General features: G+C 71.1%; 10 protein-coding genes. 5 read left to right on the forward strand and 5 right to left on the reverse strand.

Translation table 11 applies throughout. The features are described 5' to 3' along the window. Window positions 1–87 precede the first annotated feature (87 nt). Window positions 88–11,484: an amino acid adenylation domain-containing protein gene (locus ABZX40_RS39225; protein ID WP_355750249.1), complete on the forward strand. Its 11,397-nt coding sequence runs from the start codon at window positions 88–90 to the stop codon at window positions 11,482–11,484. A gap of 63 nt (window positions 11,485–11,547) precedes the next feature. Here ABZX40_RS39225 and ABZX40_RS39230 read toward each other — a convergent pair whose 3' ends face one another. After that, window positions 11,548–12,789, reverse strand: coding sequence for a HAMP domain-containing sensor histidine kinase (locus tag ABZX40_RS39230; protein WP_355750194.1), 1,242 nt, complete (start codon window positions 12,787–12,789; stop codon window positions 11,548–11,550). A gap of 275 nt (window positions 12,790–13,064) precedes the next feature. Continuing rightward, window positions 13,065–13,280 carry an MbtH family protein gene (locus ABZX40_RS39235; protein WP_355750197.1) on the reverse strand — a complete coding sequence of 72 codons (216 nt, stop codon included), beginning with the start codon at window positions 13,278–13,280 and terminating at the stop codon, window positions 13,065–13,067. A gap of 289 nt (window positions 13,281–13,569) precedes the next feature. Here ABZX40_RS39235 and ABZX40_RS39240 point away from each other — a divergent pair, with 289 nt between their 5' ends. Together ABZX40_RS39240 and ABZX40_RS39245 are read left to right on the forward strand one after the other, a co-directional pair. Then, window positions 13,570–15,162 (forward strand): MBL fold metallo-hydrolase, encoded by a 1,593-nt coding sequence (locus ABZX40_RS39240; protein ID WP_355750200.1) that lies wholly within the window; start codon window positions 13,570–13,572, stop codon window positions 15,160–15,162. A 46-nt stretch (window positions 15,163–15,208) separates the two neighbouring features. After that, the gene (locus ABZX40_RS39245) at window positions 15,209–16,006 is read left to right on the forward strand and encodes an alpha/beta fold hydrolase (RefSeq protein ID WP_355750203.1); all 798 of its coding nucleotides are present in this window, start codon (window positions 15,209–15,211) and stop codon (window positions 16,004–16,006) included. A gap of 176 nt (window positions 16,007–16,182) precedes the next feature. On the opposite strand, the gene ABZX40_RS39250 is transcribed toward ABZX40_RS39245, so the two are convergent. From ABZX40_RS39250 to ABZX40_RS39260, 3 genes are all read right to left on the reverse strand, one after another. Then, complete coding sequence (locus ABZX40_RS39250) at window positions 16,183–16,836, reverse strand: response regulator transcription factor (protein WP_355750206.1); 654 nt, start codon at window positions 16,834–16,836, stop codon at window positions 16,183–16,185. A 1,129-nt stretch (window positions 16,837–17,965) separates the two neighbouring features. Beyond that, window positions 17,966–19,006, reverse strand: a complete 1,041-nt coding sequence (locus ABZX40_RS39255; RefSeq protein ID WP_355750209.1) for a ParB N-terminal domain-containing protein — start codon at window positions 19,004–19,006, stop codon at window positions 17,966–17,968. Window positions 19,007–19,306: 300 nt separating this feature from the next. Further along, complete coding sequence (locus ABZX40_RS39260; protein WP_355750212.1) at window positions 19,307–20,290, reverse strand: ParB N-terminal domain-containing protein; 984 nt, start codon at window positions 20,288–20,290, stop codon at window positions 19,307–19,309. Between the two features lie 417 nt (window positions 20,291–20,707). Here ABZX40_RS39260 and ABZX40_RS39265 point away from each other — a divergent pair, with 417 nt between their 5' ends. Both ABZX40_RS39265 and ABZX40_RS39270 read left to right on the forward strand, forming a co-directional pair. Continuing rightward, complete coding sequence (locus ABZX40_RS39265; protein WP_355750214.1) at window positions 20,708–21,799, forward strand: prephenate dehydrogenase; 1,092 nt, start codon at window positions 20,708–20,710, stop codon at window positions 21,797–21,799. Between the two features lie 320 nt (window positions 21,800–22,119). After that, on the forward strand, window positions 22,120–22,596 hold the full coding sequence (locus ABZX40_RS39270; protein WP_355750217.1) for a cold shock domain-containing protein: 477 nt from the start codon (window positions 22,120–22,122) through the stop codon (window positions 22,594–22,596). The last annotated feature ends 284 nt before the right edge of the window (window positions 22,597–22,880 follow it).

Raw genomic sequence — 22,880 nt, forward strand, 5'->3', positions numbered from 1 at the left:
TTCACGGTGGTGTCGTCGGTGTCGGGTGGGTTGTCGGTGGGTGATGTGCCGGTGATGGGGCGTGGGTTGTCGTATGCGCGGTTGTTCGTGCTGGATGATGTGCTGGAGCCGGTTCCGGTCGGCGTCGCCGGTGAGTTGTATGTGTCGGGCGCGGGTCTGGGCCGTGGGTATATCCGTCGTCCGGGGTTGACGGGTGAGCGGTTCGTTGCGTCGCCGTTCGATGCGGGTGAGCGGATGTACCGGACGGGTGACCTGGTGAAGTGGACCGGGGACGGCCAGCTGGTGTTCGTGGGCCGCGCGGACCAGCAGGTGAAGGTCCGTGGTTTCCGGATCGAGCTGGGTGAGATCGAGGCCGTCCTGCTGGATGCCCCGGCCGTCGCTCAGGTCGCGGTCGTGGTGCGCGAGGACGCGCCGGGTGACAAGCGGCTGGTGGCCTACGTGGTCCCGGCCGGGGACGCCACCGATCTGGAGGCGTTGCGGGAGCTGGTGGCGGCACGGCTGCCGGAGTACATGGTCCCGGCCGCCTTCGTCACCCTCGACGCGCTGCCGCTCACGGTGAACGGCAAGCTGGACCGCCGCGCCCTGCCCGCCCCCGCCTATGTCGCCGGCGAAGGCCGACGCCCCGCCACCCTCCAGGAGGAGATCCTGTGTGCGGTGTTCGCCGAGGTGCTCGGCGTCGAGTCCGTCGGGGTCGACGACAGCTTCTTCGGACTGGGCGGGCACTCCCTCCTCGCCGTCCGGCTGACCTCGCGGATCCGGGCCGTGCTCGGTGTCGATGTCGGGGTGCGGGCGTTGTTCGAGGCGCCGACGGTCGCCGGACTGGCGGCCCGTATCGCCCAGGGCACCGACCGCGCCCGTACGCCGCTACAGGCCAGGGAGCGGCCGGAGCGGGTGCCGCTGTCGTTCGCGCAGCGCCGGATGTGGTTCCTGGCCCAGCTCGAAGGACCCAGCGCCACCTACAACATCCCCCTGCCGATCAAGCTGAGCGGCGCGGACGCCACCGTGCTCGACGCGGCGTTCCGCGATGTGATCGCCCGGCACGAATCGCTGCGGACGGTCTTCCCGGCGGTGGACGGCGAGCCGTATCAGCACATCCTCGACCCCGATGACCTCGACTGGGCGCTCCAGGTCGAGCGGGTGGCACCCGGTGAACTGGGCCGTGCCGTCGGCCGGGCGACGGGATACGCCTTCGACCTGTCGGCCGAACTGCCTATCCGAGTGACGCTGATCGAGGCCGGGCCCGACGATCAGATGCTGGTCGTGGTGATGCACCACATCGCCGGTGACGGTCTCTCCATGGGGCCGCTGAGCCGCGATCTGTCCACCGCGTACACCGCACGGCTCCAGGGCCAGGCCCCCGACTGGCGACCCCTGCCGCTCCAGTACGCCGACTACGCGCTCTGGCAGCGCGAGCTGCTGGGGGAGGAGTCCGACCCGGAGAGCCTGCTCTCGGAGCAGGTGGAGTACTGGCGCCGCACCCTGGCCGGAGCCCCGGAAGAACTCGCACTGCCGGTCGACCGGCCCAGGCCGACCGTGGCGAGTCACCGGGGACACCGCGTCGGGCTGCGTCTCTCGCCCGAGCTGCACCAGCGGCTGGCCGACCTCGCCCGCGCCGAGGGAGTGACCGTCTTCATGGTCCTCCAGGCCGTGCTGGCCGTCACGGTCTCCCGGATCGGCGCCGGTACGGACATCCCGATCGGGGCGCCCATCGCCGGCCGTACCGATGAGAGCCTGGACGACCTGGTCGGGTTCTTCCTCAACACGCTGGTGATCCGCACCGACCTGTCCGGCGACCCGGAGTTCCGTGAGGTGCTCGGCCGGGTCCGCGAGGCCGGTCTCGGGGCGTTCGCCCACCAGGACGTGCCCTTCGAGCGCCTGGTCGAGGAACTCGCCCCGTCGCGGTCTATGGCCCGCCATCCGCTGGCCCAGGTCGTCCTGACCATGCAGACCACCGGGGACGCCGCCCTGGACATGCCCGGCGTCAGCACCGGCGGCGCCTCAGGCAGCGGCAGCGGCGGCAGCGGTGCCGGGATGGACACCGGTGATGACTCCGCCCTGGTGAAGTTCGACCTGTGGGTCTCCCTGGTGGAGGCGTACGACCCCGAGGGCCGCCCGGCGGGCCTGCGCGGAGCGCTCACAGTGGCCGCCGACCTCTTCGACGCACCTGCGGCGGGCCGCATGGCCGACTGGTTCACCCGGGTCCTGGAGACCGTGGTCGAGACACCCGGCGTCCGGTTGAGCGCGGTGGACGTCCTGGACGCGGACGAACGCGACCGGGTGCTCACCGAGTGGAACGACACCGCCACGGACACCCGGACGGCCTCCGTGCTGGAGCGCTTCGAGCAGCAGGTCCGGCAGGTGCCGGACACGGTGGCGGTGGTGGCCGGCGACGAGAGCCTCACCTACGCCGAACTGGGCGAGCGGGCCGACCGCTGGGCGTGCCATCTGCGCGACCTCGGTGTGGGACGTGAGTCCGTGGTCGGGCTCTGCCTGCCGCGCGGTGCGGAGATGGTGACGGCCATCCTCGCGGTGTGGAAGGCCGGGGCCGCCTATCTGCCGGTCGATGTGGAACTCCCCGTGGAGCGCGTGGCGTTCATGCTGGCCGACAGCGGCGTCCGGCTGGTGGTCGGAACCGAGGACACCCTCGGCGATCTGCCCGCGGGCCGGGTCCAGATGCTCGCCGTCGACGATCCGACGACCGGCATCCTCCTGGAGGCGTACAGCGGCACGGGCTCACCCGAGGTGGCCTCCGACCCCGCGGACCTGGCGTATGTGATCTACACCTCGGGTTCGACGGGGACGCCGAAGGGCGTCGGGGTCACGCAAGGAGCGCTCGCCAACTACGTGGCATCGGCCTCCGCCCGGCTGGGGTGGTCGGAACCCGCCGCCCGCTACGCACTGCTCCAGGCCCAGGTCACCGACCTCGGCAACACGGTCGTCTTCGCGAGCCTGGTCTCCGGCGGTCAACTGCATGTGCTGGACGCGGAGGCGGCCACCGATCCGGAGGCGGTCGCGGGCTACCTGGCGGAGCAGTCGGTGGACTCCTACAAGGTGGTGCCGTCGCACCTGGCCGCGCTGACCGGCGCAGCGGGCATCGAGCGGCTCCTCCCGGGCCGTTCGCTGGTACTCGGCGGTGAGGCCGCCTCGGCGGGCTGGGTGCGGGAGCTGGTGACGGCCGCCGCTGCGGAGGGCCGTCGGGTCTTCAACCACTACGGCCCCACCGAGACGACCATCGGTGTGGCGACGGCCGAGCTGACACCGGGCATGGGCGCGGTCCCGATCGGTTCGCCGATCGCCAACACCCGCTTCTACGTCCTGGACGACCTGCTGAGCCCCGTCCCGGTCGGTGTCACCGGCGAGCTGTACGTCTCCGGCGCCGCACTGGCCCGGGGCTACATCGCCCGCCCGGCGCTGACCGGTGAGCGTTTCGTGGCGTCCCCGTTCGACAGCGGCCGGCGGATGTACCGCACCGGCGACCTGGTGAAGTGGACGACCGAGGGCCAGCTCGTCTACCTGGGCCGGGCGGACGCGCAGGTCAAGATCCGGGGCTTCCGTATCGAACCCGGCGAGATCGAGACCGTCCTGCTCACGCACCCGGAGGTCCAGCAGGCCGCCGTCGTAGCCCGCGAGGACACCCCCGGCGACAAACGCCTCGTCGCCTACGTCGTCGCCGATGCCGATACCGACACCACCGGGGTGCGGGACTTCGTCGCCGGGCGGCTGCCCGAGCACATGGCACCGTCCGCCGTCGTCGCCCTCCCGGAACTCCCGCTGACCGCCAACGGCAAGCTGGACCGCCGGGCGTTGCCCGCGCCGGAGTACGCGAGCGGTGGCGGGCGGGGGCCGGAGACTCCGGAGGAGGAGGCGTTGTGCGCGGCCTTCGCCGATGTGCTCGGTGTGGAGTCCGTCGGGGTGGACGACAGCTTCTTCGATCTGGGCGGGCATTCGCTGCTGGCGGTCCGTCTGGTGTCCCGGATCCGGGTGCTGCTCGGTGTGGAGATCGAGGTGCGGACGCTGTTCGAGGCGCCGACCGTGGCCCTGCTCGCGGCGACGCTGGCGGCGGAGGGCGGCGGGCGCGCGCGGATTCCGCTGCGGGTGGTGGCCGAGCGGCCGGAGCGGGTGCCGCTGTCGTTCGCTCAGCGACGGCTCTGGTTCCTGGGCCAGCTGGAGGGGCCGAGCCCGACGTACAACATCCCCACGCCGATGCGGCTGAGCGGGGTGGACGCCACCGTGCTCGGTGCGGCGTTCCGGGATGTGATGGCCCGGCACGAGGCGCTGCGGACGGTGTTCCCGGCGATGGACGGCGAGCCGTATCAGCAGGTGCTCGACCCGGCCGCGCTGGACTGGGAGCTGGAGGTGTCCGAGGTCACCCGGGAGGAGCTGCCGGACGCGCTCGGCCGGGCGATGCGGTACGCGTTCGATCTGTCGGTGGAGCCGCCGCTGAAGGCGTGGCTGTTCACGACCGGACCGGATGAGCAGCTGCTGCTGATGGTCGTGCACCACATCGCCAGTGACGGCTGGTCGCGCGGGCCGCTGGTGCGGGATGTGACCGCGGCCTACCAGGCACGGCTGGCGGGGCGTGCCCCCGAGTGGGCGCCGCTGCCGGTGCAGTACGCCGACTACACCCTCTGGCAGCGGGAGCTGCTGGGCGATCCGGAGGACGCGGACAGTCTGCTGTCCCGGCAGGTGGAGTACTGGCGGGAGACCCTGGCCGGGGCGCCGGAGGAACTGCCGCTGCCGGTGAGCCGTACGCGTCCGGCGGTGGCCAGCCATCGCGGGCACGCCGTCGGCTTCCGGGTGCCGGCCGATGTCCACCGGGCGCTGATGGAGCTGACCCGCGCCGAAGGGGTCACCGCGTTCATGGCGTTGCAGGCCGCGCTGGCGGTGACCCTGTCCCGGGTCGGCGCCGGTACGGACATTCCCATCGGGTCGCCGATCGCGGGCCGCGGGGACGAGGCGCTGGACGACCTGGTGGGCTTCTTCCTGAACACGCTGGTGATCCGGACGGATCTGTCCGGGGACCCGGAGTTCCGTGAGGTGCTGGGGCGGGTGCGGGAGGCGAGCCTCGGGGCCTTCGCCCACCAGGACGTGCCGTTCGAACGGCTGGTGGAGGAACTCGCGCCCGAGCGGGCGATGGCCCGCCACCCCCTGTTCCAGGTCACCCTGACCGTGCAGAACATGGATCAGGCGGGCGCTCAGTCGCCGGGCGGGCCCGGCGGCGGTGACGGCTCCGCCGACTCCTCGGTGCCGCTGCCCGCCAAGTTCGACCTCGATGTGGTGATGGTCGAGCAGTTCGACGCCGAGGGCGGGGCGGCGGGCTGGACCGGGGTGGTGACCGTCGCCGCCGACCTGTTCGACGAGCCCGCGGCGGCCCGGTTCGCGGACTGGTTCACCCGGGTGCTGCGGGCCGTGACCCACGCGCCCGAGGTGCGGCTGGGCGCGGTCGATGTCCTCGGCGCCGAGGAGCGGGCGCTGCTGGCCGGCGGCTGGAACCACACCGTCGCCGAGGTGCCGGGCGCGTCGGTGGTGGAGCTGTTCCGGGAGCGGGCGCAGGCCCTTCCGGAGGCGGTCGCGGTCGCGGTGGACGGTGCCGAGGTCTCGTACCGGGACCTGGACGCCGATTCGGACCGGCTCGCCCGCTATCTGGTCGGGATGGGGGTGGGGCCGGAGTCGGTGGTCGGGCTGTGCCTGTCGCGCGGGGCCGGACTGGTGACGGCGATCCTCGCCGTGCTGAAGACGGGGGCCGCGTTCCTGCCGGTCGACCGCAGGCTGCCGGTGGACCGGGTGGCGTTCATGCTGGCCGACAGCGGCGCGCGGCTCGTCCTCGGCACCCAGGACACCCTGGACGACCTCCCCGTCGGCCGGGTGCCCCTGGTCGCCCTGGACGACCCGATGACCCTCGCGATGACGGTCGACGGCCCCGTCACCCCGCCCGGGACGGTGATCGACCCGGCCGGACTGGCGTACATCATCTACACCTCGGGCTCGACAGGCACCCCGAAGGGTGTGGCGGTGCCCCACTCCGGGATCGTCAACCTGGTCGCCGCGCAGGGCGAGCGGTTCGCCGTCGAACCGGGCTCGCGGGTGCTCCAGTTCGCGTCCGTCGGCTTCGACGCGGCGGTGTCGGAGGTCTTCGTCACCCTGTGCTCGGGCGCCACCCTCGTCCTGGCGCGGGCCGACGAGGACACACCCGGCAGCGCCCTCAGCGGCCCGGAGGCGTACCGGGGCATCACCCACGCCACCCTGCCCCCGGCGGTGCTGCGCACGCTGGACGACGCCGACCTCGCCTCGGTCGTCACCCTCGTCTCCGCCGGTGAGGCCCTGGACAGCGCCCTCGTCGACCGGTGGGCGCCGGGACGCCGGCTGATCAACGCCTACGGTCCCACCGAGACCACCGTCTGCGCGTCGATGTCGGCGCCCCTCGCCCCCGGCGACCGGCCCACCATCGGCACCCCGATCACCAACGCCCGCCTCTTCGTCCTGGACGACACCCTCGGCCCGGTCCCGGCCGGAGTGCCCGGCGAGCTGTACGTCATGGGCGCCGGGGTGGCCCGCGGGTATGTGGGACGGCCCACCCTGACCTCGGAACGCTTCGTGGCCTGCCCGTTCGGCACCGGCGGCGAGCGGATGTACCGCACCGGCGACCTCGCCGCCTGGACCCCCGACGGCCAGCTCCTCTATCTGGGGCGGACCGACGAGCAGGTCAAGATCCGCGGGTTCCGTATCGAACCCGGCGAGATCGAGAGCGTCCTCCTCACCCACCCCGATGTCCTGCGCACCGCGGTCGTCGCCCGCGAGGACGCCCCCGGCGACAAGCGCCTCGTCGCCTATGTCGTCCCCACCGACCCCGACGGCGACGACGACCCCGAGGCCCTGCGCGCCTTCGTGGCCCGCCGGCTGCCCGACCACATGGTCCCCGCCGCGGTGATCCGCCTGGCCCAGCTCCCGGTGACCGTCAACGGCAAACTGGACCGCAAGGCCCTCCCCGCCCCGGAGTACGCCACCGGCGCGGGCCGGGGCCCGGCCACCGCCCAGGAGGAGATCCTGTGCGCCGCGTTCGCGGAGGTGCTGGGCCTGGAGTCGGTCGGCGTGGACGACAACTTCTTCCAGCTCGGCGGGCACTCCCTGCTGGCGGTCCGGCTGACCTCCCGGATCCGGGTGGTGCTCGGCGTGGAGGTCGAGGTCCGCTCGCTCTTCGAGTTCCCGACGGTGGCCACCCTCGCCGCCCATCTCGCCGACGGCGCGGGCCGGGCCCGTACACCGCTGCGGGCCTGGGAGCGGCCGGAGCGGGTGCCGCTGTCGTTCGCGCAGCGCCGCCTGTGGTTCCTGGGCCAGCTCGAAGGACCCAGCCCCACCTACAACATCCCGATGCCGGTCCGGCTCAGCGGCGTCGACGCCGGGGTGCTGGAGGAGGCGCTGCGCGACGTCATCGCCCGGCACGAATCGCTGCGCACCGTCTTCCCGGCCGTCGACGGCCAGCCGTACCAGCGCATCCTCGACCCCGGGGAGCTGGACTGGGCGCTGCATGTCGAGCAGGTCGACCGCGGGCGGCTGCCCGAGGTCCTGGGGCGGGCCATGCGGCACGCCTTCGATCTGTCGGCCGAGGTACCGGTCCGGGCGTCCCTGTTCGAGACCGGGACCGACGAGCAGATCCTGGTCGTGGTGATGCACCACATCGCCGGTGACGGCTGGTCGATGGCCCCCCTGGGCCGCGACCTCTCCACCGCCTACGCGGCCCGGCTGCGCGGCGAGGCCCCCGACTGGCAGCCCCTGCCGGTGCAGTACGCCGACTACGCCCTCTGGCAGCGCGAACTGCTCGGCGACGAGACCGACCCGGAGAGCCTGCTGTCCACGCAGGTCGACTACTGGCGCCGGACCCTCGCCGGGGCCCCGGAGGAACTGCCGCTGCCCACCGACCGGCCCCGGCCCGCGATGGCCAGCCACCAGGGCCACCGGGTGGCGCTGCCCGTCCCCGCCGAGGTGCACCAGCGGATGGCGGAACTCGCCCGCAGCGAGGGCGTGACCGTCTTCATGATCCTCCAGGCCGCCCTGGCGGTCACCCTCTCCCGGATCGGCTCCGGCACCGACATCCCCATCGGCTCCGCCATCGCGGGCCGCACCGACGAGGCCCTCGACCAGCTGATCGGCTTCTTCGTCAACACGATGGTGATCCGGACGGATCTCTCCGGCGACCCGGAGTTCCGCGAGGTGCTCGGCCGGGTACGGGAGGCGAGCCTCGGGGCACTGGCCCACCAGGACGTGCCCTTCGAACGCCTCGTGGAGGAACTCGCCCCGTCCCGCTCCCTGGCACGGCACCCCGTGTTCCAGGTCTTCCTCAGCCTCCAGAACACCGGCGAGGCATCCCTCGACCTCGCCGAGGCCCGCACGGGCGGGGCCGCGGGCGGCGGTTCGGGCCCGCTCGACGGGGCGGCACCTGAGCCCGCCAAGTACGACCTGAACTTCGCCGTCGCCGAGATGTTCGACGCCGAAGGCCGTCCGGCCGGGCTGCGCGGGGCGGTGACGGCGGCGGCAGATCTGTTCGACGCGCCGACGGCCACCCGCCTGGCCGACTGGTTCACCCGGGTCCTGGCCACGGTGACCGCCACACCGGACATCCCGGTGAGCACGGTCGAGATCCTTGAGCCCCAGGAACGGGACCTGGTCCTCCACCGGTGGAACGCCACGGCGACGACCGGGACGGATGTCGGTGTCCTGGACCGGTTCCTGCGGCAGGCGGCGGAGTCCCCGGACGCGGTGGCGCTGGTCGCCGAGGGCGTGGAGCTGACCTACGCCCAGCTCGCGGCGGAGGCCGATCGGGTGGCGGCGGGTCTGCTGGCGGCGGGCGTGGGCCGCGAGTCGGTGGTGGGGCTGTGCCTGCCCCGGGGTGCGCGGATGATCGCGGCGATCCTGGGTGTCTGGCGGGCGGGCGCGGCCTATCTGCCGATGGATTCCGGGATGCCGGCCGAGCGGATGGCGTTCATGCTCGCGGACAGCGGCGCGCGGGTGGTCGTACTGGACCGTGAGGTGGAGGGCACCTTCGGTGTTCCGGTGCTGCGGCTGGACGAGTTGCCGGAGGGACGACCTGTGCCCGCTCCTGCGACCGATCCGCTCGACCTGGCATATGTGATCTACACGTCGGGTTCGACCGGGACGCCGAAGGGCGTCGGGGTAACGCAGGGATCGCTGGCCAACTACGTGGCATCGGCCTCCGCCCGGTTGGGCTGGTCGGAGCCGGGCGCCCGGTACGCGCTGCTCCAGGCCCAGGTCACCGACCTCGGCAACACGGTCGTCTTCGCGAGCCTGGTCTCCGGTGGCCAGCTGCATGTGCTGGAACACGAGATGGTGACGGATCCGGAGGCGGTCGCGAGCTATCTCGCGGAGCACGAGGTGGATGCCTTCAAGGTGGTGCCGTCACATCTGGCCGCGCTGACCGGCCCGGCGGGCATCGAGCGGCTGCTCCCGGCCCGGTCGGTGGTACTCGGTGGTGAAGCCGCCTCGGTCGGCTGGGTGCGGGAGTTGGTGACGGCCGCCGCTGCCGAGGGCCGTCAGGTCTTCAACCACTACGGTCCGACGGAGACGACCATCGGTGTGGCGACGGCTGAGCTGACACCGGACATGGGCGCGGTCCCGATCGGTTCGCCGATCGCCAACACCCGCTTCTACGTCCTGGACGACACCCTCGGCCCCGTCCCGGTCGGTGTCACCGGCGAGCTGTATGTGTCCGGTGCCGGGCTGGCCCGGGGGTACATCGGGCGGGCCGCGCTGACGGGTGAGCGGTTCGTGGCGTCGCCGTTCGATGCCGGTGAGCGGATGTACCGCACCGGCGACCTGGTGAAGTGGACGACCGAGGGCCAGTTGGTGTTCCTGGGCCGGGCGGACGCGCAGGTCAAGATCCGGGGCTTCCGTATCGAGCCCGGCGAGATCGAGACCGTGCTCCTGACGCACCCTGAGGTGGCCCAGGCCGCCGTGGTAGCCCGCGAGGACACCCCCGGCGACAAACGCCTCGTCGCCTACGTCGTCGCGGGCGCCGATACGGATACCACCGGGGTGCGGGACTTCGTCGCCGGGCGGCTGCCCGACCACATGGCCCCGTCCGCCGTCGTCGCCCTCCCGGAACTCCCGCTCACCGCCAACGGCAAGCTCGACCGCGCCGCCCTCCCGGCACCCGACTACACCGCCGGTGGGGACACCCGGCGCAATCTGGCGACCAGTCTGGAGTACGTCGTCAGCGAGGCGTTCGCCGAGGTACTCGGGGTCGAGGAGGTCGGCTACGACGATGACTTCTTCCGCCTCGGCGGGCACTCCCTGCTGGCGGTCACGCTGGTCACCCGGCTCGCGGAGAAGGGCATCACCACCTCCGTGCGCAAGGTGTTCGCCGCGCCGACCGTGAGCGGCATCGTCCGCCAACTCGACCTGTCCGCCGTCAGCGACTCGCTCAACCGGATCCTGCCGATCAGGACCGAGGGCGACCGGCCACCGTTCTTCTTCGTCCACCCGGCCTCCGGCCTGAGCTGGTGCTACCGGCCCCTGGCCCGCTACGCCACCGACGGCATCCCGCTCTACGGCCTCCAGGCCATCGGCATGGACGGCGAAGCGGAACTGCCCGAGAACCTGGGGGCGATGGCGGACGAGTACATCGAGCAGATCCGCACCATCCAGCCGCACGGCCCCTACCATCTCGTCGGCTTCTCGTTCGGCGGCATCCCGGTGCACGAGATCGCGGTCCGGCTCCAGGCGGCCGGTGAGACCGTGGCCGCGCTGGTGGTGATGGACTCGTATCCGTCGCCGCCTCCGGGCAGCGAGCCCCAGCGCCCGCCCGGCGCGCAGGACGCTCCGCGGGCGCCGGAGGGCGCGGAGCCCAGGCCGCCTGAGGGTGCGGAGCCCAGGCCGCCTGAGGGTGCGGAGCCGCGGCGGCCCGAGGGTGCGGAGCCCGGTGGGCCGGAGGCCCCGAGGCCGCCCCGGGGGGCGGAGCCCCGGCCGCCTAGGGGTGGGGAGCCGCGACGGCCGGAGGGCGCCGAGGGTGATGAGCGACCGGCCCCCGCGCCGGAGGACCGTGATCCGGAGGCGCAGCTGCGGGAGGCCGCGGCGCGGATCCGGCAGGAGGTCGGCGGGATCATCGACGGCATCACGGACGAGGAACTGCTCCTCATCCAGAAGATCTTCCGCAACAACACGACCCTGCGCCGCAAGCACGAGTCCTCGGTCTTCGAGGGTGATCTGCTGCTGTTCGTCGCCCAGGGCGAGGCCGGCGAGGCCGGCGAGGCCGGCGAGAGCGGTGACGGTGACGGTGACCGTCGGGACGTGCCGGATCTGGACGAGCGGCGGCAGCGCTGGGAGCCGTTCGTGCAGGGCACGATCTCGACGGTGGGGATGCCCTGCAAGCACACCGATCTGATGCTCCCGGACATGCTGAGCCGGGCATGGGAGGCCATCGCGGCCTGGATGGAGACGCGTGGCGGCACGGAGCCCGGTTCGGGCGGGTGAACGCAGCGCCGCCCCGGACCTTCGGGTCCGGGGCGGCGGTGTGGAGGAAGAAGGGCCGGGATCTCAGAGGGCGAGGACCGGTGTCAGGGTCGGCAGGTCCACCCGTACCGCCAGTCCGCCCCCGGCGTTGGCCGTGGCGTGCACGGTGCCGCCGTGGGCGTCGGTGATGGCGGCGACGATGGACAGGCCCAGGCCCGCGCCCTCGCCGGGGCCGGTACGGCGTGAGTGGAGCCGCCGGAACGGTTCGAACAGCTCCCCGACCTGCTCCGGGGGGACCACGGGCCCGCTGTTGGAGACCAGCAGCCCGGTCTCGGCCGACAGCTCGACCAGCACATAGCCACCGGCGTCGTTGTAACGGATCGCGTTCTGCACCAGGTTGGCGATCAGCCGGGTGAGCAGCACCTCGTCACCGGAGACGGAGACCGGCTCGGTGGTGGCGCTGAGGGTGATGCCGCGGCGCTCGGCGAAGCGGAACTGCTCCGAGATGACCTGGTCTACGGCGACCTCAAGGTCCACCGGGGCGCGGACATTGAGCCCCTGCTCGCCCTGGGCGAGGACGAGAAGGCCCTCGATGAGGCGTTCGGAGCGTTCGGTGGCGCGCAGCAGTTCGCCGCGGATCTTGGCCACCCGCTCGGGCGACGGGTCGGCGAGGCCGATCTCGATCGCGGTGCGCTGGATGGCGAGGGGGGTGCGCAGCTCGTGGGAGGCGTTGGCGACGAAACGGCGCTGGCTGGCCATGGAGCGGTCCAGCCGGTCGAGCATGGCGTCGAAGGTGTCGGCGAGTTCCTTCAGCTCGTCCTGGGGGCCGTTGAGCGCGATCCGCTCGTGCAGCGTGGACAGCGACAGCCGGCGGGCCGTGGAGGTGACATCGTGCAGGGGGCGCAGCAGCCGACCGGTGAGCCACCAGCACACCGCGAAGGCGAGGGTCACGATGGCCGCGATGGCGATCAGGCTCACCATCAGCTGGGTGCTGGCCAGCTCCTGCTGGAGCTGGGCCTTCTGCATGACGACGAAGGTCGAGTTGTCGGGCGACCCGTCGATGGGCGCCGTCATGGACGGCTCGTACGGCACGTCCGAGCACGGCACGTCCTCCGGCCGCAGATCGCAGGGGACGCCGGCCATCTCGCCGGGGGTGACGAAGTTCTCCACCTTGCCGTCGACGGCCCACTGCTGGAACCGTTGCGCGGCCATCAGCACGGCCAGGCTGATCACCGTGAATCCGCCGCCGTAGAGGAGTGTCATCCGGGCCCGCACGGAGCCGCTGAACATCAGGGGGAGGCGCTTGAGGATCCGTAGCAGCCGCACGACCTGTACCCGCTTCCTGCGATGGTGACCATGTGGGGCGGGCCGCCGCCGCTGCCCGGCCGCCATTATCCGCAGGATTCATTGGGGCAGAAGGCGGTTAAGGACGCGGTTACCGCTTTCGGTCACCTCGTGGAAACCCCGCGCCGGTCAGGCCGGGGGCCGGTGGTGCGGGTAATGCGTGTGGTGTGCGGGTGGTGCGGGTGGGGACGCGGCGAGGCCGGCGGCCCGGTGGGGCCGCCGGCCTGGGTGCGGTGCCGTGGGGCTGGGGCGCCGCGCTAGCTGCCGGCCTTCATGGCCTCGATGAGGCTCTTGGGCCGCATGTCGGTCCATGACTTCTCGATGTACTGGAGGCAGTCGTCCCGCGATGCCTCGCCGAACACGGTTTTCCAACCGTCCGGCACATTCACGAAGACCGGCCACAGCGAATGCTGGCCTTCGTCATTGACCAGGACCAGATAGTTTGCGTCGGGATCCTCAAAAGGATTGGGCACCGCACTGTCCTCACTTCTCGGCGACAAGGGACCGCAGCGACGGGCTATTTCACGGTGACATAGGGCGCGGAACGAATCAAGCCGATCGCCCGGCACTGCTCGGGGGAGGGCCCATAGCGCTGTTCAACTGCGGCATCGCGCGGTTGAACAGCGGAGGTCGGCCGTTGACGCCCGCGCGGCACTGTGGTGATTTAGTGTCCGCCGAGCGGCGAAGAAACGTACGCGCAACCAGTTCCTGGCGACCGGGCGGCAGTGAAACGGCAGTTGAAAGTCCTGACGGGAGGGCCAGATGCCTGAAAGCCAAGACCGGGTATTTCTCCGCTCCAATGCGATCATCGAACCACTGGTCGACAGATTCTATGCGTGGATGCATATCGTGTCGCCGGCCCAGGCGTCCATGAACCTGGCGAACGTCCAGGTGCCGCTGCTGGAGTCGTACCTGCACTCACCGCAGGTGCATGTCGCGGCGAGCAACAACCCGGCGCTGCGCGGCGGCTACTTCATCAATGTGGAGGAGGCGCGGGCGGCGGAGATCAGTGAGCTGCTCGACACCATCAAGCGCGACCGCGCCGACATGCTCGCGTTCGCCGCGGGCATCGCCGAGGCCGACGATCTGCTCCGGCAGAACGCCACCGGCTTCGACCTCACCCCGCTGTACCCGAAGCTGCCGTCGGCGCTGAACGGACTGGTGGAGCTGGCCTACGACACCAGCAACCAGGCGTCCGTCCATGTCATCGAGCCGCTGCTGTACCACAGCCCGGCCTTCGACCGGCGCCGTCAGTCCGTCCAGCTGTCCCTGGACGACGGTGTGGAGCGGCCGTTCATCCTCAGCACCCCGCGGCTGCCGCAGCCCGACGTACTGGATCTGCCGATCCCGTTCGACCACCCGGGCATCGACGCGCTGATGCGGGCGCGGATCGAGGGCACCACCCTCGCGGCGCTGCGCGAGGCGCTGGAACTGGACGACGCGCAGGCCGCGCAGCTCGGCCGGCTGCTCGCCCCGGAGCCCAGCCTCTCGCCCGACCGGCACATCGAGAGCGGCGGCCGGATCCGCTACTTCGGCCATGCCTGTCTGGTGCTCCAGAGCCCCGAGGCCGCCGTCGTGGTGGACCCCTTCATCAGCACCGACAACCGGCACGGCGACCGGTACACCCTGGACGACCTGCCCGACCACATCGACGCCGTCCTGATCACCCATGGGCACCAGGACCACATCGTGCTGGAGACCCTGCTGCAACTGCGTTCGCGCACCGACGCGATCGTCGTCCCGCGCTCCTCCCGCGGCAATCTCTGCGACCCGTCGATCGGCCTCTATCTGCGGTCCATGGGCTTCAAGGTGATCGAGGTCGACGACTTCGACGAGGTGCCGCTGCCCGGCGGCGCCCGCGTGGTGGCCACCCCGTTCCTGGGCGAGCACTCCGACCTCGACATCCGCTCCAAGTCGACATACGTCGTCCAGATCGCCGGTCTGTCGGCGTTCATCGGCGCGGACTCCTCCGGGATCGACCCGGTGCTGTACCAGTACATCCGCTCGCACCTGGGCGATGTCGACAAGGCGTTCCTCGGTATGGAGTGCGACGGCGCCCCGCTGACCTGGCTCTACAAGGGTCTGCTGACCCGGCCGGTGACCAAGAAGATGAGCGACTCCCGCAAGCTGTCGGGGTCGAACGCCGAGCAGGCCGCCGCCATCATGACCGAGCTGGGCTCGGACGAGGCGTACATCTACGCCATGGGCGAGGAGAGCTGGCAGGGCCACGTCATGGCGACGACGTATACGCCGGACACCTACCAGATCCAGCAGATCGAGGAGTTCCTCACCTGGTGCAAGGCGAACGACATCACCGCCGAGCACCTCTTCAACAAGCGTGAGTGGCGCTGGTAGCGACCGCCGGAGCGCGGCACGAGGAACGGACGGGACGGAACCGGGGATGCCCCATCTGCGCGCCAATGGAATCAGGCTCGCCTACCAGAGCTCAGGGCAGGGCGAGAACGTGCTGCTCATCATGGGCTCGGGCGCGGCCGGTCATGTGTGGGACCTGCACCAGACCCCGGCACTGCGCCGGGCCGGGTATGCCACGGTGACCTTCGACAACCGGGGCATCCGGCCCTCGGACGCCCCGCCGGGCAAGTACGCGCTGGCGGATCTGGTGGCCGACACCAAGGGTCTGATCGAGACGCTGGAGCTGGCGCCGTGCCGGATCGTGGGCACCTCGCTGGGGTCGATGATCGCGCAGGAGCTGGCGATCAGCGATCCCCAGCTGGTCCGCTCGGCGGTCCTGATGGCCACCCGGGGCCGCTCGGACGTGCTGCGCCGGGCGCAGGACACCGCGGACCGGCTCCTCCAGGAGAGCGGCGTCAGACTTCCCGCCAAGTACCGGGCCGTCAACTCGGTGCTGCGGATGCTCTCGCCGAGCACCCTCGACGACGACCGGGCGGTGGCGTCCTGGCTGGATGTCTTCGAGCTGGCCGGTGACGCGGTCCCCGGGGGCCAGGACTGGATCGACACCCACCAGGACCGGCGCGAGGCGCTCCGCGCGATCACCGTGCCGTGCCGGGTGATCGCCTTCGCCGACGATGTCATCACCCCGCCGCACCTCGGCGCGGAGGTCGCCGACCTCATCCCGGACTGCGACCTCGTGGAACTCCCCGGCTGCGGTCACCTCGGCCATCTGGAACGCCCGGAGGCGGTCAACGAGGCGATCCTGGAGTTCTTCGGCAAGTACTGAGGCCGATGCCCGAAGACGTCGGGCCGACGCCCGAGTATGTCGGTCCGATGCTCGGATATGCAGGGCCGATGCCCGAGTACGTCGGGCCGATGCCCGGGTGTGCGGGGCGCGGCCCGTACGGACGCCCGGCGTGTGAGGGTGTCCCCGTCGGCGCGGGGGACACCCTCACACGCGTTTCAGAGCCGGTATCCGCTGCCCGGCACGGTCACGATGGCGGGCGGCTCCCCCAGCTTGGCCCGCAGCTTGCTCATCGTCACCTTCACCACGGTGGTGAACGGGTCGGTGTGCTCGTCCCAGGCCCGCTCCAGCAGGTCCTCGGTGCTGACGACCGCGCCCTGAGCCCGCATCAGCACCTCCAGCACGGCGTACTCCTTGCGGGACAGCGACAGATAGCGCCCGCTGCGGGACGCCTGTCTGCGGGCCGTGTCCAGGGTGATGTCGCCGCGCTCCAGCACCGGGGGCAGCGGGGGACCGGCCCGGCGGGCGAGGGCGTGGATGCGCGCCACCAGTTCGTCGAAGACGAAGGGCTTGGCGAGATAGTCGTCGGCCCCGAGGTTCAGCCCCGCGACCCGGTCGTGCACGGCGGCGGAGGCGGTCAGCATCAGGATGCGCACCCGCCCGCCCAACTGCGCCAGCTGGCGGCAGACATCGTCGCCGTGCACCTTGGGCAGGTCCCGGTCGAGCACCAGGACGTCGTAGTCATTGACCGCGAGGCGCTCCAGCGCGTCGGCCCCGTCGTAGACGACATCGACCGCCATCGCCTGGTCCCGCAGCCCTTCGGCCACCAGGTCCGCGAGGAAGACCTCGTCCTCAGCCACCAGAATCCGCATGGCGAACATTGCCCCAGACGTGAGATAAGGCTGCGGTTAACGCAGACGGTCACCGGGAGGAAACCTCGGGCCGTCCATGCTGGCTCCCATGACCTCGTGCCGCTCGTCCCACCTGCGCTGGGAGCCCTCCCATGGCAGGAGCCGGGCGGTTGCCCGTGATACGGGTGCGGCGGCCGGAGGGGCCCGCTCGACCGCTGATGTCCGCCCTGGGCGGCAGCGGAAGTTCATTCGAACGGGTGAAGAACGGGGTCGGCGCGCGCCTGCTGGGGAGCCAGGCGCGGTCGGCCCCGGCCCGTTCGGTGACCCCCTGTCCCCTCTCCTCGGCCGGCGCACGGAACCGGTCGTCGGGCGGCGGCACCGCGATGTTCTTGGCGTGAAATGCCCCCAGGGACGGGCCCTCGGCGGCCTCGGACGCGCGCGGGGCGGGCCGACAGTGGCCCCGGTTCCGGCCGTTCCGCACCCGGTTCGGGTAATCCGCGCGCGACACCTCGGCGGCCACCTCCCCGAACCCGCCCGGGAATTCCGCTTACTTCACCCACCGGCCCTGCGCCGATCCCTTGCACAGCCCCCGTACGTGAGGGACGGCGGCCCGGCCGCGGTCCCTGGCCCGGCCGCCCCGTGGAATCTCCCGGAAGGCACTGAGAGGCAGGTCAGCAGAAGCAATGAAATCGCCCCTGAAATGCCAGTAATTCGGGGGCAGTTGGGCGTGGTGCGACCCGGTGCCGTTGTCGGCGAGGGTGATCGTGCGGGCGTCCCGGGCGCAGGCGGCCCGGGGGTGCCGGGCCTCGTCCGGCCCGGTCTCCGTGCAGGCGGGGCGTGCTGGACGGGCGGACCGCGCCCGGTCGGCGGCAGCGGAGGAATACGGCATCGGTTTGCGCCCAAAAACACTCAGGTAGGGGTGGAGCAAAGGGGTCGTCGGATCCAGTGTCCGGGCCGTCTCGATCGGAAAGCGGGAGGTCTCCATGCCCGATGTGAATGCCGTCGCCTTCCTGCCCGTATGAACCGGATGATATTCCGATGCGAAACGCCGGAGAATTCAACCGGAAAGGGAAAGGATGGAAAGCGCGGCATCGTACGGTCGATCGGCCGATGCCCGGTCGAGGCGGCCCGGATCTCTGGATCGGCTGATTCAGCCGGCGGCGCGTACGCGTTCCTCGAACCTCACCCAGCTCTCGGCGTATTGCCGGGCCAGATCGGCTGTCGACCTGGTGCAGTGTTCCGGTACCGCGGACACCAGTTCCGGCCACTCCTTCATGACAATCGCGTTGTGGTGAAGGAGTCGCAGCAATTCGCGCCCTATCTGGTTCTGGCGCAGCGAGGGATCGCGCGTCAGCTTCTCCAGGGTGTGACCGGGGTCGAGGGGCTCGGGAACGGTCCGGCGCTGGGTCCTCGGCTGGATCGTTTCCGCTGCGACGGGCCGGGTGTGGGTGTCCGGCTCGGTCGACGGGAGCGTTCCCACCGGGGGCTTGCCGCCCGCGAGGCGCCTCTTGACATCACTGGCCGTCGCCGGCGAGATCCCCGCGAGCCGGGCCACCTCGCGCAGCGACGCCTGCGGCCGGGCGGCGATCACCTGGGCGGCACGCAGCCGACCTGCGGCGCTGTTCAGCGGGCGGGCCTTGCCGTCGATGCCGACCCGGGCCTGCACATGCGGTGCGGACAGGGCGAGCTGGCGCCGGAGCGCGGCGACGGTCTTCGCGCCGAGTCCGGTGGCACGGGCGATGGCCCGGTCCGAGATCTGCGAGTGCGAGACGACGATCCGCTCCGCGGCGGCGCGGCGGTCCGCCAGTGACAGCGGCAGCCCGTGAGCCATGTTGGCTTGAACGGCACACAGGAAAGCGTCCTCCGTGCTGCCGTCGAAGAAGATCGCCCTGATCGTTTCTTCACCGCGCAGGATGGCGGCGAAGACCCGGTGCACTCCGTCGATCACCTGCATAGTGCGTTTGTTGACCACGATGGGGGGAAGCGTATTTTCGGTTTCTGCCAGACGAATGATGTGCTCTCGGTCCTGTCCCTCGATACGCGGGGACTCTCCCAGGAGAAGTGCCGAGATAGCGACCGCCACGACATCCTTCTCCGGTTCTAAAGGATGCCTTGGGATCGAACTGTTGTGAGATTCTTTCAGGACAGGAGCAGGGACAGCGGTGGGGGCGTCGTCGTGCTGTTGTTGCATGAGATCACCTCGCGTGCGGGCGCTGGCCATTTCGCGGGGGGCAGCCTCAATGTCACACGTGAGGTAAATCCTGTCTAGTCCTGTGTCCGGCGCCGTTGACCGGTTTTAATGCCGGATCAAGTCTTTGCCGAGTTTGTACGTTCGCGAGTGAGTGAACGCCCATTTCATGGGGTCGGTCGTTCGCCGCCCGTCGGCCGGCCCGGGGAAAACGAGCGGCACGGCCGGGGGTGCCTGTGCACCCGCCGACCGTGCCGTGTCGTTCCTGCTGTGCGTGTCGTGCGTGTCGCGCCGGTTTCCGGCTCAGCCCGTCGGAGCCGGGGGACCGTCCTGCACCCTGCTGAGGCTCGGAGACTGCACCACCCGCTCGTCCAGCGCCTGGGCGATCTCCAGCCATGTACCCGCGTTCTGCCGTGCCAGGGCGATCACCAGCGCGTCACAGTGCGCCGGTACCGCCTCGGCCAGCTCGAACCACTTGTGTCCGCCGATCACATTGAACTGGAGGAGTCGCAGCAGCCGTCGGCCGAGTTCGGCGCTGCGCACCGCCGGGTCGTGCAACAGCGGCTCCAGCAGGGACGCCGCGTGTTCGATGGGTTCCTCCCGCGGTCCGTCGCGCCGGGGTTCCGGCTGCGACGGGGCGGCACAGGCCGCCGGCCGCGACGGCTCACCGACGATGTTCTCGCCGGACAGAAGCCGCTTGCGTACATCACTCGCCGTGGCCGGTGAGATTCCGGCCAGCCGAGCCACCTCCCGCAGGGACGCCTCGGGGTTCTGGGCGATCACCTCCGCCGCGCGCTGCCGGCCCGCCACCCGGTCCACCGGCCGCACCCGTCCGTCCCTGCCCACGCGGGCGTTCAACTGTGACTCGGAGACAGTTGAACGCCGGATCGCGGCCACGCTCTTCGCCCCGAGACCGGACACCCGGGCAATGGCCCGGTCCGACATATGGGGATGAGAAGTGACCAGCCGGGCTGCCGCCGCCCGTCGGTCCGCCTGGGACAACGGCAGACCGTGCTGTGTGTTGGCTTCGACCGCGAGCAGGAACGCGTCGTTGCGGGAGACGTCCACCAGGCGGGCCGGGATGGTCTCCCACCCCCTGAGGATCGCGGCCAGGACGCGGTGCGTACCGTCGACGACCTGCATGGTCCGCCGGTTCACCAGGATCGGCGGCAGCGGTGTCTCACTTTCCGCCAGCTGTTCGGTGTATTTCTTGTCCTGACCCGCCAGACGGGGTGAGTCGCCGAATTGCAGCAGCGTGATGGGGATATCGGTCAATTCCCCCGTCACAGCCGCCGTTCCACTTCCGGTGCCGGGCGATCCGTTTGCCGAGTCAACGAGATCGCCATTCGATCTGGTATCTAACGAGTTCTTTCCGGAATCGAGCTTGTTCACACCATCCCCCTGTGGTGTAGTGATGTGCGGGCAGATCGACGCATACGCATCAGCGCAAAAAAATCACCCACACGGCAAGAGCGGAGTATGGGGCGGTTGACCGCGTCGGATGAGGGAATGACTGCGCGTAAACAAAAAGGATCGCTTTTTGGCTGTTTATGCGGCAGCTATCAAAAATGGTTGTTCAGCCGAACGCTTCTCGAATACCCCGTAGCCCCGTAACGTATGGCCGCTATGCGCGACGCCCGTTTGATCCGATGTTAGTCGGGGGGGTTGCGATGTCAACTACGAGGGTCGGCCGAGGGAATGGATATGGTCACTATGGAAGACGTTCTAGTTGTCGGCGCCGGATTGATTGGGACCTCGGCCGCGCTCGCCCTGAAAGCCCGCGGTACCCGGGTGCATCTGCGGGACGCCGACCCGGCCACGGTCCGGATCGCCTCGTCCCTCGGCGCCGGCACGGCAGACGCCCCGCGCGGGACCGTCGACCTGGCCCTCGTCGCCGTACCGCCCACGCTGGTGCCCTCGGTCGTCGCCGGGCTGCAGGCCGAGGGCGTCGCCCGGCACTACACCGATGTCGCCAGCGTGAAGGCCGGGCCGCAGCGCGACATCATCGCCCTCGACTGCGACACCCGCTGCTACGTCGGCGGTCACCCGATGGCCGGCGGGGAGCGCAGTGGCCCGCTCGGCGCCCGCCCCGACCTCTTCGACGGCTGCAACTGGGTCCTCACCCCGACACCCGACACGGACACCGAGACCCTCAACACCGCCCTCGAACTCGTCACGATGTGCGGGGCGGTCCCCGTGATGATGGAGGCGACGGCGCACGACCGGGCGGTCGGCCTGGTCTCGCACGCCCCCCATGTCGTGGCGAGCCTGGTCGCCCTCCTCCTGGAGGATGCCGAGGAACGCGCCGTGAGCCTCGCCGGTCCCGGCGTGCGCGACCTCACCCGGATCGCCGCCGCCGACCCGGGACTGTGGATGGACATCCTCGGCGCCAACGCGCTGGTGGTGGCCGATCTGCTGGAGGAGATGTCCGGCGGCCTCGGCGACGCCGTCGCCGGACTGCGGGCCATGGCCGCCACCGACGAGGACAAACGCAGCGGCGGCGCCCGCACCGTCGAGACCCTGCTGCGCCGCGGCCGGTCGGGACGCGCCCGGATCCCCGGCAAGCGCGGCACCCGCCCCGAGCAGTACGAGACGGTCACGGTGATGATCGGCGACCAGCCGGGCGAGCTGGCCCGGCTCTTCACCGACGCCTCCCGCGCCGGGGTCAACGTCGAGGACGTCCACCTTGAGCACTCCGCCGGCCAGCCCACCGGGCAGGTCCATCTGAGCGTCACCCGCGATCTCGCCGAGGTGCTGGTCAAGGCCCTGGGCGAACGGGGCTGGCGACAGCGCTGAGCGTCGGGTCGGCGCCGCGCCTCCCTCACCACCCGGGGACGCCCCCCGAGACGCCCTCGGAGACGCCCCCGAAGACGCTCCCGACGCCGTTTCGGGCCGCGCCCGGCGGCACCTCCGGGGACCGCACCCGGCGACGCCCCCGCCCGTTTCGGACCGTCCCCGGCGACGCCTCCGGGGACCGCACCCGGCGACGCCCCCGAGGCCGTCTCGGGCCGCCCCCGGCCCCGTTTCCGACCTCGCCCTTCGCCGCCGCGCCGGGGCAGACTAGGATCGGGGTGCGGCGGGCAAGGGGCCCGGGTGGCTGGCTAGGGGTGTACGTGATGACAACTGGGCGTGTGGTGCGGTTCGACAGCATGCGGGGATACGGGTTCATCGCTCCGGAGGGCGGTGGCGAGGACATCTTCCTGCACGTGAACGACCTGCTGATTCCCGAGGACTATCTGCGTCCGGGACTGGCGGTCGAGTTCGAGATCGCCGACGGCGACCGCGGGCAGCGGGCCTCGCACATCAAGCTCGCGGAAGGGGCCGAGGTGCCCGTCGGGCCCGCCCCGGTCAGGTCCGCGGGGCCCGCGCAGTCCCGGGTCGCGCCGACCGCGGCCCAGGCCGGGAGGTCGCTCGACGGCCCGGCGGCGGACGGCGACTACCCGGTGTGCGATGTGCTCACGACGGAGGAGTTCACCCGGGACATCACCGAACTGCTGCTGAAGGCGGGACCCGGTCTCACCGGGGAGCAGATCCTCCAGCTGCGCCATGAACTGAAGAAGTTCAGCGAGAGCCACGGCTGGATCGAGGACTGACCCCGACCCGGCCGCACGCGACAGCACCGGCCGGGACAGCGGTGACGACAGTGACCGGACGCGCAGCCGCGTCCGGTCACTGATGCTTTTCCGCTGCAATCCGCCGCGGCGGCCCGATCGCGCCACCGCCGGTGCCACCGCCCGTGAGCTGGGCGCGGAGCCGCCCGCTGGCGTGCCCGCGCACCGGTGGGATTCGGCACCCCGCCCGTACCCGCGAAGGCATGCCCCGCGGTCCGCACCGGAAATACACCGGGCGAAGAACGAAGAACCCGGAGACATTCCCG

Source organism: Streptomyces sp. NPDC004610, from assembly GCF_040609715.1.
Classification (GTDB): domain Bacteria; phylum Actinomycetota; class Actinomycetes; order Streptomycetales; family Streptomycetaceae; genus Streptomyces.

Coding starts and splice junctions, on each gene's coding strand:
- ABZX40_RS39240 (WP_355750200.1), top strand. CDS start 13,570: ATGCCTGAAAGCCAAGACCGGGTATTTCTCCGCTCCAATGCGATCATC.
- ABZX40_RS39245 (WP_355750203.1), top strand. CDS start 15,209: ATGCCCCATCTGCGCGCCAATGGAATCAGGCTCGCCTACCAGAGCTCA.
- ABZX40_RS39250 (WP_355750206.1), bottom strand. CDS start 16,836: ATGCGGATTCTGGTGGCTGAGGACGAGGTCTTCCTCGCGGACCTGGTG.
- ABZX40_RS39255 (WP_355750209.1), bottom strand. CDS start 19,006: ATGCAACAACAGCACGACGACGCCCCCACCGCTGTCCCTGCTCCTGTC.
- ABZX40_RS39265 (WP_355750214.1), top strand. CDS start 20,708: ATGGTCACTATGGAAGACGTTCTAGTTGTCGGCGCCGGATTGATTGGG.
- ABZX40_RS39270 (WP_355750217.1), top strand. CDS start 22,120: ATGACAACTGGGCGTGTGGTGCGGTTCGACAGCATGCGGGGATACGGG.